This window comes from Streptomyces sp. H39-S7 (genome assembly GCF_027158205.1).
In the GTDB taxonomy this organism is placed as follows: domain Bacteria; phylum Actinomycetota; class Actinomycetes; order Streptomycetales; family Streptomycetaceae; genus Actinacidiphila.
In genome coordinates, this window is sequence record NZ_JAPVLU010000039.1 from 25,917 (window position 1) to 39,861 (window position 13,945).

A 13,945-nucleotide genomic window follows, 5' to 3' on the forward strand; every position below is an offset into this window, starting at 1 on the left:
ATGTCTCGTCTCGCTCAGACCGACGGGCTGACCGACATCCAGCGGGAGATCCTCTCCACCGTCCGCAGCTTCGTGGACAAGGAGATCCTCCCGGTCGCGACGGAGCTCGAACACCGCGACGAGTACCCCACCGAAATCGTTGAGGGCCTCAAGGAACTTGGCATCTTCGGGCTCATGATTCCCGAGGAGTACGGGGGTCTTGGTGAGTCTCTTCTCACATACGCCCTCACCGTCGAGGAGATTGCCCGCGGCTGGATGAGTGTGTCCGGAATTATCAACACTCACTTCATCGTCGCCTACATGCTCAAGCAGCACGGAACGCAGGAGCAGAAGGAGTACTTCCTGCCCCGGATGGCGGCCGGCGAGGTGCGTGGCGCCTTCTCGATGTCCGAGCCCGGCATGGGCTCCGACGTCTCCGCGATCCGCACCAAGGGCGTCAGGGACGGCGACGACTACGTCGTCAACGGCCAGAAGATGTGGCTGACGAACGGCGGTTCGTCCAACCTGGTGGCCGTGCTCTGCAAGACGGACGAGGGCCTGTCCCCCGAGGAAGCGGCGGCCAAGCCGCACAAGTCGATGACGACCTTCCTCATCGAGAAGGAGCCCGGGTTCGGCCCCAATCCGACGGTCCCCGGCCTCACCGTGCCCGGAAAAATCGAGAAGATGGGCTACAAGGGCGTCGACACGACGGAGCTGATCCTGGAGGACGTCCGGGTTCCGTCGAACCGCGTTCTCGGTGGTCAGAGCGGTCGCGGCTTCTATCAGATGATGGACGGCGTCGAGGTCGGGCGGGTCAATGTGGCGGCGCGCGGCTGCGGAGTCGCACAGCGCGCGTTCGAGCTCGGGATCTCCTACGCGCAACAACGCCACACCTTCGGCAAGCCGATCATCGAGCACCAGGCGATCTCCTTCAAGCTCGCCGAGATGGCGACCAAGGTCGAGGCCGCGCACGCGATGATGGTGAACGCCGCTCGCAAGAAGGACTCGGGTCAGCGCAACGACCTCGAGGCCGGCATGGCGAAGTACCTGGCCTCGGAGTACTGCAAGGAGGTCGTCGAGGACGCCTTCCGCATCCACGGCGGGTACGGCTTCTCCAAGGAGTACGAGATCGAGCGGCTCTACCGGGAGGCCCCCATGTTGCTCATCGGTGAAGGTACCGCCGAGATCCAAAAAATGATCATTGGCCGCCGACTGCTCGAGGAGTATCGTATTCAGGGCTGAATGTCCTGATATAAGCGATACATCCGAGGTGAAGGTCACACCCAGTCATCGCGTACCGGCTATCGACTCGCCCTCGCGCTTGCCGAGTTGTGGGTGCCACCCGATACCATCTTGGTAAAGCCGCCGTCCCCAGAACCATCTCGCGGCACCCTCCGCTACGAAGGTCTTCCATGCCCCACAGCCATTCCTCTGCACCTCGCGGCCGGGTCCGCCTCGCGCGCGGAGCGTCGCCGTGGCTCCTCCCGACCGTGGCCGCCGCGGCGGTCAGCCTCACCCGCTCCCGCCGCTCCGGGCGCTGGGCGGCCGTGGCCGTACCCACCACCGCCCTGGCCGCGGGCATGCTGTGGTTCTTCCGTGACCCTGAGCGAGAGATCGCTCAGGGCCGGGTGATCTCACCGGCCGACGGCGTGGTGCAGAGCATCATGCCGTGGAAGGACGGGCGCACCCGCGTCGCGATCTTCATGAGCCCGCTGAACGTCCATGTGAACCGCGCACCGCTCGCGGGCACCGTCACCTCCGTGGAACACATCCCCGGCGGTTTCGTCCCGGCGTTCAACAAGGAGAGCGAGAACAACGAACGCGTTGTCTGGCACTTCGACACCGAACTCGGTGACATCGAGATGGTGCAGATCGCCGGCGCCGTGGCCCGCCGCATCGTGCCCTACGTGCCTTCGGGCACCAAGGTCGAGCAGGGCGAGCGTATCGGCCTGATCCGGTTCGGCTCCCGCGTCGACGTCTACCTCCCGGAGGGCGTGCTGCCCGATGTCGAGGTCGGCCAGACCACCATGGCTGGGGTGACTCGTCTTGACCGTGATTGATCCCGACACAAAGACCCCGTGGGTGACCGAGCTGGAGGAAGAGGTGGACGACCTCCCCCTCTCCACTCGGCTCTCCATCGCGGACACGCTCACGCTCGGTAACGCCATCTGCGGATTCATGGCCGTGTACTTCACGACCACCGGCGTGCTGGTGCCGCACCTCATGGGCACCGTCGACGGCGGCATGGCGCGGCACAACGCCGCGACGGCCGTGACCCTCATGCTGATGGCGTCCGTCTTCGACCTCCTGGACGGGCTGGTGGCGCGCAAGCTCCGCAGTTCCGCGATGGGAGCCGAGCTCGACAACCTGTCGGACCTGATCAGCTTCGGACTCGCTCCGGCGTACTTCGTGGTGGTCTGGGGGCTGGTCGCGGACGACGCGTACGGCCGGGTCTCGGCGGTGGCCGCCGTCGTCCTCCTGCTCGCCGTGGTCCTCAGACTCGCGCGTTTTTCCTGCACCACCTTGCGGGACGGGGTCTTCCAGGGCATGCCGAGTCCTTTCGGCGCGATGACGGTCGTCTCCGTCGTCCTGCTGGAGCTGCCGTTCATCCCGACGGTGCTGGCGATCGTGGGCGTGGCGTGGCTGATGATGAGCCGCGTCGAGTACCCCAAGCCCCGCGGTCGGCTCGCGCTGATCACGCTGGCGTGGATCTTCATCAGCATGGGCTGCCTCGCGGCCTGGACGCTGGACGTTCCGGGCGGGCACCTGCTGCTCCAGACCGGTGCGGCGCTGCAGATCTTCGCGGCGGCGGTCATCCCGTGCTTCGCGACGACGCGCCGGGTGAACACGTTCCGTAACAACCGCCGTGAGGCGCGCGCCGAGCAGTGACGGCGCCGCCGCCGAGCGCGGAGCGACACAGCGAAGGGCCCCGGGCGATCCGCCCGGGGCCCTTCGCGTGGGGCGGTGCGACTGCGTGTGGTGCGACTACGCCAGGAAGTCCCGGGCCAGGGCCTGGGCGACGCGTTCCAGCAGGGGCCCGGCCTGGGCCATGCAGACGGCCGGGTCCGGCTCGATGTCGGTCAGGGCGTAGGCGCGGCGGATACCGGCCCCGCCGAGAGCGCCGGGGGCCAGGGCGAGCCGCCCGCAGACCGCGACGACGTCGATGTTGCGGGCGCGGGCGGCCTGCGCGACGCCGACCGGGGCCTTGCCGTGCAGGGTCTGCTCGTCCAGCGAGCCCTCCCCGGTGATCACGAGATCGGCGCGGCCCAGCGCCTCGGCGAAGCCGAGGACGTCGAGCATGACGTCGATACCGGGCCGGAAGGCCGCGTCGAGTCCGACGAGCGCTCCGTAGCCGATACCGCCCGCGGCGCCGGCTCCCGGCGCGTCCGCGGCGTCGGCCGCGGCGGATCCCCGGGCTTCGGTGAGCACCTCGACGAACCGTCCGAGGGCGGCGTCGAGCGTGGCCACGTCCTGGTCGGTGGCGCCCTTCTGCGGGCCGTAGACGGCCGCGGCGCCCTTCGGGCCGAGCAGCGGGTTGTCGACGTCGCTGGCGAGCACCACCTCGGTGTCGGCCAGCCGCGGGTCGAGCCCGGACAGGTCCGCGGTGACGAGGGCGGCCAGCGCCCCGCCGCCGGGGCCGACCGGCGCTCCGTCCGCGTCGAGCAGGCGGGCACCGAGCGCGACGAGCATGCCGGCCCCGCCGTCGTTGGTGGCGCTGCCGCCGACGCCGAGCACGATGGTGCGCGCGCCGTCGTCCAGCGCGGCGCGCAGCAGCTCGCCGGTGCCCAGCGTGGTGGCCGTGAGCGGCTCGAAGACGCCCTCCGGCAGGTGCCGCAGGCCCGAGGCCTCGGCCATCTCGACCACCGCGGTGGTGTCGCGCACGGCGTACGTGGCGGTCACGGGCTTGCCCAGCGGCCCGGTCACCTGCAGCTCGCGGCGCTCGAAGCCGGCCGCGACCGCCGCGTCGACGGTGCCGTCACCGCCGTCGGCGACCGGCAGCGACTCGACCGTCAGCCCCGGCACCACGTGCAGCAGACCGGCCGTGACGTGCTCGGCGACCTGCACCGCGGTCAGCGAACCCTTGAACTTGTCGGCGGCGATCAGTACGCGCCCCGTCGTGTGTCGTGAAGCGTCGGACACGTTTACTCCCCATCCGATACAGAACGTCGCGCCGCTCGGACCTTATCCCGCTATCGTCCGCCTGCCCATGACCGGCCCGGCGAACCGCCCCTTCACACCACGCGTTTCACTGACATAGCGGGACGTTCCGATCGGTGGACGCACCACGCGGCCGTGGCCCGTCGCGACAGGCGTTCCGGGCCGGATATTCGTTTGCGGCGGCCCGCCGAGGTGCGCCACAGTGCGCCGGTGCTGATCCGACGCGAACGACCCACCGACATCGACGTGATCCGTGACGTCACCGCCGCCGCGTTCACCCGGCCGGGGACGGCCGACGGCTCCGTCGAAGCCTCGCTCGTCGACCGGCTGCGGGCGGACGACGCCTGGCTCCCCGAGCTGTCGCTCGTCGCGACGGACGAGGAGGACCGGGTGATCGGGCATGTGCTGGCCACGCGCGCCCATGTCGCCGGGACACCCGTGCTCGCGATCGGCCCGCTGTCGGTCGCCCCCGGCCACCAGGGCGCCGGCGTCGGCAAGGCGCTGATGCACACCGCGCTCGGCGCCTGCGACGCGCTGGGCGCGCCACTGGTGGTCCTCCTCGGCAATCCCCGCTACTACGAGCGGTTCGGTTTCCGCCTCGCCGAGGAGTACGGGATCACCCCGGCGGTGGCGGAATGGAGGCCGCACTTCCAGGTCCGGACGCTGGCGGGCTACGATCCGGCCGATCCGGCGCTGCGTGGCGCGTTCGCGTACGCGGCGCCCTTCGACGACGTGTGAGCCGCGTAGGTTGGGGTTCGTGACCCAGGACTACGCCTCGTACATCGCCGGCCTGCCGAAGATCCTCGCTGGAGCGGCCATGCTGTTCCGAGACCGGGCCGGCCGTGTGCTGCTCGTGGATCCCAACTACCGCGAGGGCGAGCGGAAGTGGATCCTGCCCGGCGGCACGGTGGAGTCGGGTCAGGGCGAAACACCCCGGCAGGGCGCACGTCGCGAGGCCGCCGAGGAGATCGGCCTGGACGTCGAGCCGGGCGCGCTGATCGCCGTCGACTGGGTGACCCGTGCCGACCGGCCTCCGCTGGCGGTGTACCTGTACGACGGCGGTGTGCTCGACGAGGAGCAGCTCGGCGCGATCCAGCTGCAGAAGGAGGAGCTGGACGCCTGGAACCTCGTCCCGCTCGACCAGGTCGGCACGTTCACCTCCCCCGAGATGGCAGGCCGTATCCGCGCCGGGTTCTCCGCGCTGATGGCCGGCACCGGGCCCGCCGAGCTGGAGAACGGCCACCGGGTCGGCCCGGCGCCCGCGGTGGACCACACCCGCCGGACCGGATCGACGCCCTCCGGGAACGGCACCGGCCGGACCGGTCAGCGGCCGACCGCGTAACCCTGCATGCCGCGCGGGTTGGCGGCCGCGGAGAGCACCCCCGTGCCGGGGTCGCGGGCGACCGCGCAGAGCCGGCCCTCCGACCAGGGGCCGCCCACGGTCACCCGGTGGCCGCGGCGGCGCAGCTCCTCGACGGCCCGCTCGCCGAGGCGGGATTCGACGGTGACGCTGCCGGGCCGCATGGCCCGCGGATGGAACGAGCCGGGGAAGCTGTCGGTGTGCCAGCCGGGCGCGTCGATCGCCTCCTGCAGGCCGAGCCCGCCCAGGGCGACGGCCAGGAAGAAGTGCAGCGACCACTGGTCCTGCTGGTCGCCGCCGGGGGTGCCGAACGCCAGGACGGGTTCGCCGTCGCGCAGCGCCATCGACGGCGACAGCGTGGTGCGCGGACGGCGTCCGGGCGTCAGGGAGTTGGGCAGCCCCTCCTCCAGCCACGCCATCTGCAGCCGGGTGCCGAGCGGGAAGCCGAGTCCGGGGATCAGCGGGCTGGACTGCAGCCAGCCGCCGCTGGGCGTGGCGGCGACCATGTTGCCCCAGCGGTCGACCACGTCGACATGGCAGGTGTCACCACGGGTGCGGCCGTCGGCGGCGGGGGCGCCCGGTTCGTCGGCCGCGACGGTCGGCTCACCCGTGCCGGGTGCGCGCGGCACGCCCTCGAGAGCGAAGCGCGGCAGCCGCGGCGGCCGACCGCCGGGGCTGCCGGGGCGCAGGTCGTAGGACGCCTCGGCGCCGATCAGGGCCCGGCGCCCGTTGTTGTACCCCGGTGACAGCAGCGCGCCGACGGGTACCTCGGCGCCGGCGTCGCCGTACCAGGCCTCCCGGTCGGCCATCGCGAGTTTGGTGCCCTCGATGAGGGTGTGGACGTAGCCGGGCTGCTGGTATCCGAAGCCGTCCGGCAGCAGGGCGAGTTGCTGGGCGAGGACCGGGCCCTGGCTCCACGGCCCCGGCTTGCAGACCGTCCAGCCGAACCGGTCGTACGTCACCGGGGGTTCGTAGCGCGCCTCGTATCCGGCCAGGTCGTCCCCGGTGAGCGTCGAGGCGTGCCGTTCGCCCGAGGTGTCCATCGCGGGGCGGGCCGCGGCGGCGGCCAGCGCCTCGCCGATGAAGCCCGAGCGCCAGATCTGCCGGGCCGCCTCGATCCGCTGCTCCCGGCCGCCGCCGGCCGCCCGCGCGTCGGCCTCGCGCAGCAGGCGCCGCCAGGTGGCGGCCAGGGCGGGGTTCCGCAGCAGGGCGCCGGGGCGGGGCGCCCTGCCTCCCGGCAGGTAGAGCGCGGCGGAACCGGTCCACTCGGTCTCGAAGAGGGTCCGCACCGCCTCCACGCTCGCGCCGATCGCCGCGACCGCCGGATGCCCGTGTTCGGCGTAGCCGACGGCGTACTTCAGGACCTCGGCCGGGGACTTCGTGCCGTGGTCGCGCAGCAGCACCATCCACGCGTCGAACGCACCGGGCACGGCGGCGGCCAGCGGCCCGGTGCCGGGCACCAGGTCCAGGCCGAGGCTCCGGTAGTGCCGGACGGACGCCGCCGCGGGGGCGGGCCCCTGCCCGCACAGCACCCGCACCGGCCCGCCGGCGGGGGCGAGCAGGATCGGCACCTCGCCCGCCGGACCGTTCAGATGCGGTTCGACGACGTGCAGGACGAACCCGGCGGCCACCACGGCGTCGAACGCGTTCCCGCCGTCCTCCAACACGGCCATCGCCGACTGCGAGGCCAGCCAGTGCGTCGAGGAGACCATGCCGAAGGTGCCCTGGAGGGTGGGCCGGGTGGTGAACACGGGGGCCTCTACCGGCCCCGCCGTGGTATCCGCATCCGCACCCTCACGCCTTCGGTATGTCGAAGAAGTACGTCAGTCCGCCCGCGAGGCGGATGTCGCCCTGGATCTTGAGCTTACGGGTGAAGAACAGCGCCGGGCCAGAGGCGTTGCCGGACACGAGCTTCAGGAAATCCGGGGCGGCCATGGTGAGGGTGAGCTGCGGGTCGCGGCCGCTCTCCTGCCGGGTCACCTTGCAGGCGCCGTCGGCGATGTGGGTCTCGTAGACGTCGCGGGCGTCGTCGCCGTTGGTGATCCGCCAGCGGATGAGCGCGTCGCGCTTGCCCGCGGCGTCCGGCTTGAAGAGGGTCTCCATCCGGTTGAACACCTCGTCGAGCACGCGCTTGCGCTGCGGGCCGCTCATCAGTTCGGCGATCCGCCGGACGGGCAGCTCCTTGACGATGCGGGCGAACTCCTTCGGCTCGACCGCACCGAAGTCGAGTGTGTCGAGGTCGAGATCGTCGATGTCGGCCATGCCGGGCACCATCCTTACTCCAGAGTAAGTTTACTGATGGGTAAGCCTAGAGCCGCTGCCTCTAGGCTGGCAATGTGTCCAACGATTCCTCCACCGGCCCTGCCCGCTCCCCCCGCTCCGGCCACTCCCCCGACACGGCGAGCGCGACCGTGCACGCGATGGCCGAGCGGCTGACCGCCGTCCCGGGCATCGCCGGGGTGATGCTCGGCGGCAGCCGGGCCCGCGGCACCCACCGCCCGGACTCCGACTGGGACCTCGGCCTGTACTACCGGGGCGAGCCGGACACCGCGGCCCTGGCCGCGCTCGCGGCGGAGTTCACCGGCGGACCGGTCGAGGTCGCCGGCCCCGGCGGCTGGGGCCCGTGGGTCAACGGCGGCGCCTGGCTGACCGTCGACGGCGTGCCGGTCGACTGGATCCTGCGCGACCTCGACCGCGTCGAGCGCGTCTGGGACGACTGCCGCGACGGGCGCTACGAGGTCGGCACGCAGCCCGGCCACCCCCTCGGTTTCTGGTCCCCCGGCTACCCGGGCGAGATGGCGCTCGGCCGCGTACTGGCCGACCCGGAAGGCGAGTTGACGGCGCTGCGGCAGCAGACCCTGCACTACCCCGAACCGCTGCGCAAGGCGCTCGTCGCCGCCGCGTGGGAGGCGGAGTTCCTGGCGGCGAGCGCCCGCAAGTCCGCCGGCGCCCACGACACGCTGCACGCCGCGCTCTGCCTGTCCCACGCGCTCGGTGTCCTCGCCCAGTCCCTCCACGCGCACCACCGCACCTGGTGCCTCAACGAGAAGGGCGCCCTGGCGGCGGCAGCCGCCCTCCCCGCGGCGCCCCCGGACTTCCGCGCCCGCGCCGAGGGCGTACTGGCCCGGCTCGACGATCCGGCGGCGGCCGTCGAGGCGGCGGCCGCGCTCGTCGCCGACACGCGCGACCTGCTCGGTTCCTGAACCGGGTCGGAATCAGGCCGGCTGCGGCCACTGCGGGGAGCGGCCCAGTATCGCGACGATCCGGTCGAGCGGATCGCCGCTCCCGCCGTCGGCCACCACGGGCCCGAACGCCGCGTCCTCGGCCAGCCGGCTCTCCCCCGCCGGAACGGCCGCGGCCACCGGCAGCGCCGCCGCCAGCACCTCCGGGTCGAACTTCGCGTCCACGCCGATGGCCCGCGCCACGTCCCAGCCGTGCACCACGGTGTCCACGAAGTGGAAGCCGATCGCCACCGTCGCGTGGAAGGCCCGTTCGTCACGGATCTCCGGAAGCCACCAACGGCGCTCCAGCGCCCCCGACTCGGTGAAGGCCGCCGCCACATCGGCGGCCGATGCCGCGAACGCCCCGGCCGGATCGTCCCCCACCGGCCGGTCGTCGAAGACCGACCGGTCCTTCGTCTCCCCCCGCGCCGCCGCCGCGAAGCCGTGGTTCTGCCCCACCATGTGCTCCAGCAGCCGCCGCAGCGTCCACTCCCCGCACGGCGTCGCCACATCCAGCGGGGTCGAGCCGATCCTTCCGGTGATCTCTTCCGCCGTCCGCAGCGCCTGCCGATGCAATACCCGAAGATCCGTCATACCGTGAACGGTAACCGCCGGGTACGACAATCCGGTCGGCCCGCCCGGACGGAAACCCGCTCGTCCGCACCCGAGTTGCGCCCTACGCTGCGGAGATGAGCAACCGCAAACACCTCGTGGCGATCCTGAGCGGAGCCGGCATCTCGACGGACTCCGGAATTCCGGACTACCGCGGCCCCAACGGGCTGTGGCGGCGCGACCCCGAGGCGGAGAAGCTCGTCACCTACGACACCTACATGGCCGACCCGGACATCCGCCGCCGCGCCTGGCTCATGCGGCGCGACAGCGAGACCTGGCACGCCCGCCCCAACGCGGCGCATGACGCGGTGGCGGAGCTGGAGAGGTCCGGTGTGCCGGTCCGCGTCATCACGCAGAACGTCGACGGCCTGCACCAGTTGGCCGGGGTGCCCGCCCGCAAGGTGCTGGAGCTGCACGGCACGGCACGGGCCGTGGTCTGCACGAAGTGCCATGCGCGCAGCGGCATGGACATCGCGCTGGAACGGGTGGCGGCCGGTGAGCAGGACCCGCCGTGCCTGGCCTGTGGCGGAATCCTGAAGTCCGCGACGGTGATGTTCGGGCAGCGCCTCGACCCGGAGGTGCTCGCGCAGGCGATGGCCATCGCGAAGGCCTGCGACACGTTCTTCGCCGTCGGTACGACTCTGCGGGTCCAGCCCGCCGCGTCCCTGGCCGGCATCGCCGCCGAACACGGCGCCCGCCTGGTCATCGTGAACGCCGAACCCACCCCCTACGACGAGTTGGCCGACGAGGTGATCCGCGAGCCGATCGGAACGGCTCTGCCGGCTCTGCTCAGCGCGCTGGCGCCGCGTCAGGAGCGCTGACCTCTCAGCGCGCCCGCTTCGCCAGTGACGTGAGGACCGCGCGGGCCGCGTGGTGGCCGCTCATTCCGTGGACGCCGGGGCCCGGCGGAGTGGCGGAGGAGCAGAGGAAGACGTTGGGGCGGGCGGTGGCGTAGGGGTTCCAGGCGATCTTCGGGCGGAGGACCGTCTGGAGGCCGGCGAAGGCTCCGCAGGCGATGTCGCCGCCGACGTAGTTGACGTTGTGGGCGGCGAGTTCGGCCGGGCCCGCGACCGCGCGGGCCAGGACGAGGTCGCGGAAGCCGGGCGCGAAGCGCTCGATCTGGCGCTCGACGGCGTCGGTGGCGTTGCCGTGCCAGTCGTGCGGGACGTGGCCGTAGGCCCAGAAGACGTGCTTGCCCTCGGGGGCGCGGCTCGGGTCGACGACGGTCGGCTGGGACGTGATCAGGAAGGGGGTCTGCGGCGGCCGGCCGCTGACCGCGCGGTTGAGCGCGTCGCCGATCTCGGTGTACGTCGGGCCGATGTGGACCGTGCCGGCGCGACGGGCGTCGGGCGCGGTCCAGGGGACGGGGCCGTCCAGCGCGTAGTCGATCTTGAAGACGGACGGGCCGTAGGTGAAGTTCCGGTAGGCGTCGCCGAGTCCGGCGATGCGGGCCAGGGCCGTCGGCGAGGTGTCGAAGACGTAGGCCCGTGCCGGCGGCAGCTCGTCGAGCTTGCGAACCGTCACGCCCGTGTGGACGACTCCGCCCTGTTCCTTGAGGTACGACGCGAGGGCGTCCGCGATCGACTGCGAGCCGCCGCGCGGGATCGGCCAGCCCACCGCGTGCGCGGCGAGCGCGAAGATCAGGGCGGTGGCGCCGGTCAGCGGCGAGGTGAGCGGGGTGATCGCGTGCGCGGCCAGGCCGGCCAGCAGGGCACGGGCCTTGGGGTCGCGGAAGCGCCTGGCCAGCACGGCGACGGGCGGCAGCCCGGTCAGGCCGAAGCGGACGAACCGGTAGGGGTCGATGGGCACCCCGCGCCACTGGGGCCGCAGCAGGTCGGCGGCCATCGTGTTCCAGTGGCCGACGTAGGGCGCCACCAGCCGGCGGTAGCGGACGGCGTCGTGCGCGCCGAAGGACGCGGCGGTCTCGCCCACGGAGCGCGACAGCAGCGCGGCCGTGCCGTCCGGGAACGGGTGCGCCATCGGCAGCTCGGGATGCAGCCACTCCAGACCGTGCGCGCGCAGCGGCAGTGCCTTGAACGCGGGCGAGCCGGCACCCATCGGGTGCACCGCCGAGCAGGGGTCGTGCCGGAAGCCCGGCAGCGTCAGCTCCTGGGTCCTGGCGCCGCCGCCGACCGTGTCGGCCGCCTCGTAGATCTGTACGGACAGGCCGGCGCGGGCCAGCTCCGCCGCGGCCGTCAGCCCGTTCGGCCCGGCTCCGACGACCACCACGTCCACTACCGCAGTCCGGCTCATCACACGCCCATCAGCTCGAGAATCCGCCGCGCGGTCTCCGCGTCGCGGGCGATGGAGAACGGCAGCGCGTTGCCCCCGGGAATGCGGAACGGCCCGCCGGCCGCCGTCAGGCTGGCCCCGCCGGCCTCGGTCACCAGGAGGAGTCCGGCGGCGTGGTCCCAGGGCAGTTCCCAGAAGAAGGCCACTCCATCCACGCTGCCCCTGGCCAGCTCCAGGTACTCGATACCGGCGCAGGTGCACGACCGGGTCACCGCGCCGCCCGCTTCCAGCCGGCCGATCAGCTCCCGCTCCTTCTCGGTGCGGTAGACCGGGTTCGACGTGGAGACCCGCAGGACGCCGTCGGGCGCGCCGGCCGTGCGCATCGGCTGCCCGTTGAGGTACGCGCCCGCGCCGCGCCGCGCGGTCGCCATCAGCCCCCGCTCGGGGACGTAGGTCCAGGACGCGAGCGGCTCACCACCCTGCACGAGGGTGACGAGCGTCGCGTAACCGTCCTCGCCGCGCACGAAGTTCGCGGTGCCGTCGACCGGGTCGACGACCCACACCGGATCGGCACCGTCCAGTCGCCTGAGGACGCCGATGTCGGCGCTGACCGCCTCCTCGCCGACGACCACGGAGCCGGGCAGGAGCGCGGTCAGCTCCTCGGTGAGCCGTTCCTCCGCCCGGCGGTCGGCGGTGGTCACCAGGTCGTAGGGGCCGTTCTTCTCGATCACGTCCTCGGCCGCGAGCCGCCGCCAGCGCGGCGTGACCTCTTCGGCGACCACGGCCCGTACCACCCGCTCGACGGCTGCGAGCAGTTCCTCATCGACCTCGTTGACCATGGCTCCATCAAATCAGACCGCAGTGGCGTCCTGGCGTACGGTTCGCCGGAGCAGGGGGTGCATCAGCACCGTGTAGAGGATGAGCGCGGAGCCGAGTCCCACCGCCCAGCCGTAGTCCGCGAGCGGCTTGAGGAACGGGATCATGCCATCGGCGGGGAAAGGCCCCTTGCCGGGCTCCGAGTGCGAGCCCCCGATCGCCAGCACCCCGCCGACGGCGAAGGCCGCGACCGCCCGCCAGTTCCAGCCGGCGGTGTACCAGTAGCGGCCGCCGGGGGTGTAGAGGTCGACCAGGTCCAGGACGGTACGGCGGATGATCCAGTAGTCGGAGATGAGGATGCCCGCGACCGTTCCCAGCAGGCCGCCGACCACGCCCAGCCAGGTGAAGATGTAGAACTCGGGGGTCTCGATGAGCTTCCACGGGAAGATCACCACGCCCACCACGCCGGTGATCAGCGCCCCGGTGCGGAAGTTGATGTACTTCGGCGCGAGGTTGGACAGATCGTAGGCCGGCGACACCACATTGGCCGCGATGTTCACACTGATGGTCGCGATCAGGACGGTGACCAGCGCGAAGACCAGGCCGAAGACGTTGTCGGTCTTGGCGGCCAGCTCGACCGGGTTCCAGATCGGTGCTCCGTAGACGGCCTGTGAGCCGGAGGTGACCAGCACCGACAGCAGGGCGAAGAACGTCATCGTCGTAGGCAGCCCCAGGGACTGCCCCCATATCTGGGCCCGCTGGCCGGCACCGAAGCGCGTGAAGTCGGGGATGTTCAGCGACAGGGTGGACCAGAAGCCGATCATGCCCATCAGCGACGGGAAGAAGACCGGCCAGAAGTCGCTGCCCCAGCCGAGCTTCGACGGCTGGTCCAACAGCGGCCCCAGGCCGCCGGCCTTCACCGTGACCCAGACCAGCAGCACGACGGCGCCGACGAGGACGAACGGCGCGGCCCAGTTCTCGAAGCGCCGCAGGGTGTCCATGCCCCGGTAGATGATGGCCATTTCGAGGGCCCAGAAGGCCACGAAGCACAGCCACATGGTCCACGGGTAGCCGCCGATCTTCCCGACGTCCGCCCAGCCACCGCCGATGATCTTGCCGAGCAGGACGAAGATGCCCTGGCCGCCGATCCAGGTCTGGATGCCGAACCAGGCGCAGGCCACCGCGGCCCGCACCAGCGCCGGCAGGTTCGCCCCGCGCAGCCCGAACGAGGCGCGGGCCAGCACGGGGAAGGGGATGCCGTACCGGGGTCCCGCGTGCCCGGTGAGCAGCATCGGGACGAGCACGATCACGTTGGCCAGGGCGATCGTGAGGACCGCCTGCTTCCAGTCCATGCCGAGCGCGACGAGCCCTGAGGCGAGCGTCCAGGACGGGATGTTGTGCGCCATCCCGATCCACAGCGCCGTGAAGTTGTACGTCGTCCACGTGCGGCGCGCGACGGGGACGGGCAGCAGGTCCTCGTTGGCGAACCGGGTGTCGGGCAGGGCCGCGCCGGCCGGCAGTTCGACGCGGTCCCCCGGGCTTGCGGTTATGGTCATCGACACCTCAT

14 protein-coding genes are annotated in these 13,945 nt (G+C 71.9%); 7 read left to right on the plus strand and 7 right to left on the minus strand.

The features are described from left to right. The 3 genes from O3X23_RS30860 (at position 1) to pssA (ending at position 2,868) form a co-directional block, all read left to right on the plus strand. Positions 1-1,221 carry an acyl-CoA dehydrogenase family protein gene (locus O3X23_RS30860; protein ID WP_269275347.1) on the plus strand — a complete coding sequence of 407 codons (1,221 nt, stop codon included), beginning with the start codon at positions 1-3 and terminating at the stop codon, positions 1,219-1,221. 170 nt (positions 1,222-1,391) lie between these two features. Beyond that, positions 1,392-2,039, plus strand: a complete 648-nt coding sequence (locus O3X23_RS30865) for a phosphatidylserine decarboxylase (RefSeq protein WP_269275350.1) — start codon at positions 1,392-1,394, stop codon at positions 2,037-2,039. Further along, the gene (gene pssA / locus O3X23_RS30870; RefSeq protein ID WP_269275353.1) at positions 2,026-2,868 is read left to right on the plus strand and encodes a CDP-diacylglycerol--serine O-phosphatidyltransferase; all 843 of its coding nucleotides are present in this window, start codon (positions 2,026-2,028) and stop codon (positions 2,866-2,868) included. Before O3X23_RS30865 ends, pssA begins: the two co-directional genes overlap by 14 nt. A 96-nt stretch (positions 2,869-2,964) precedes the next feature. Here the strand turns inward: pssA and O3X23_RS30875 are convergent, their stop codons facing one another. Continuing rightward, positions 2,965-4,119 carry a glycerate kinase gene (locus tag O3X23_RS30875; RefSeq protein WP_269275354.1) on the minus strand — a complete coding sequence of 385 codons (1,155 nt, stop codon included), beginning with the start codon at positions 4,117-4,119 and terminating at the stop codon, positions 2,965-2,967. A 228-nt stretch (positions 4,120-4,347) separates the two neighbouring features. Here O3X23_RS30875 and O3X23_RS30880 point away from each other — a divergent pair, with 228 nt between their 5' ends. Both O3X23_RS30880 and O3X23_RS30885 read left to right on the plus strand, forming a co-directional pair. Further along, positions 4,348-4,875, plus strand: coding sequence for a GNAT family N-acetyltransferase (locus O3X23_RS30880; RefSeq protein WP_269275356.1), 528 nt, complete (start codon positions 4,348-4,350; stop codon positions 4,873-4,875). A 79-nt stretch (positions 4,876-4,954) separates the two neighbouring features. Next, positions 4,955-5,479: an NUDIX domain-containing protein gene (locus O3X23_RS30885; RefSeq protein WP_269275448.1), complete on the plus strand. Its 525-nt coding sequence runs from the start codon at positions 4,955-4,957 to the stop codon at positions 5,477-5,479. On the opposite strand, the gene O3X23_RS30890 is transcribed toward O3X23_RS30885, so the two are convergent. Continuing rightward, the gene (locus tag O3X23_RS30890) at positions 5,461-7,248 is read right to left on the minus strand and encodes a gamma-glutamyltransferase family protein (RefSeq protein ID WP_269275357.1); all 1,788 of its coding nucleotides are present in this window, start codon (positions 7,246-7,248) and stop codon (positions 5,461-5,463) included. The two genes, O3X23_RS30885 and O3X23_RS30890, sit on opposite strands and share 19 nt — an antisense overlap. A 43-nt stretch (positions 7,249-7,291) precedes the next feature. Next, a complete protein-coding gene (locus tag O3X23_RS30895; protein WP_269275358.1) occupies positions 7,292-7,759 on the minus strand; it encodes an SCP2 sterol-binding domain-containing protein in 468 nt (155 codons plus the stop codon). Positions 7,760-7,917: 158 nt separating this feature from the next. On the opposite strand from O3X23_RS30895, the gene O3X23_RS30900 reads away from it, so the two are divergent. Then, the gene (locus O3X23_RS30900; RefSeq protein WP_269275450.1) at positions 7,918-8,700 is read left to right on the plus strand and encodes a DUF4037 domain-containing protein; all 783 of its coding nucleotides are present in this window, start codon (positions 7,918-7,920) and stop codon (positions 8,698-8,700) included. 12 nt (positions 8,701-8,712) lie between these two features. Here O3X23_RS30900 and O3X23_RS30905 read toward each other — a convergent pair whose 3' ends face one another. Further along, the gene (locus O3X23_RS30905; RefSeq protein ID WP_269275360.1) at positions 8,713-9,312 is read right to left on the minus strand and encodes a TIGR03086 family metal-binding protein; all 600 of its coding nucleotides are present in this window, start codon (positions 9,310-9,312) and stop codon (positions 8,713-8,715) included. A gap of 95 nt (positions 9,313-9,407) precedes the next feature. Here O3X23_RS30905 and O3X23_RS30910 point away from each other — a divergent pair, with 95 nt between their 5' ends. Then, positions 9,408-10,151 carry a Sir2 family NAD-dependent protein deacetylase gene (locus O3X23_RS30910; RefSeq protein ID WP_269275362.1) on the plus strand — a complete coding sequence of 248 codons (744 nt, stop codon included), beginning with the start codon at positions 9,408-9,410 and terminating at the stop codon, positions 10,149-10,151. Positions 10,152-10,155: 4 nt separating this feature from the next. Here the strand turns inward: O3X23_RS30910 and O3X23_RS30915 are convergent, their stop codons facing one another. The 3 genes from O3X23_RS30915 to O3X23_RS30925 are packed head-to-tail and all read right to left on the minus strand — an operon-like array spanning position 10,156 to position 13,934. After that, positions 10,156-11,583 (minus strand): phytoene desaturase family protein, encoded by a 1,428-nt coding sequence (locus O3X23_RS30915; protein ID WP_269275364.1) that lies wholly within the window; start codon positions 11,581-11,583, stop codon positions 10,156-10,158. Continuing rightward, the gene (locus O3X23_RS30920) at positions 11,583-12,401 is read right to left on the minus strand and encodes an inositol monophosphatase family protein (protein WP_269275366.1); all 819 of its coding nucleotides are present in this window, start codon (positions 12,399-12,401) and stop codon (positions 11,583-11,585) included. The genes O3X23_RS30915 and O3X23_RS30920 overlap by 1 nt, the downstream gene beginning before the upstream one ends. A gap of 12 nt (positions 12,402-12,413) precedes the next feature. Next, positions 12,414-13,934: an NCS1 family nucleobase:cation symporter-1 gene (locus O3X23_RS30925; protein WP_269275368.1), complete on the minus strand. Its 1,521-nt coding sequence runs from the start codon at positions 13,932-13,934 to the stop codon at positions 12,414-12,416. Between the last annotated feature and the right edge of the window lie 11 nt (positions 13,935-13,945).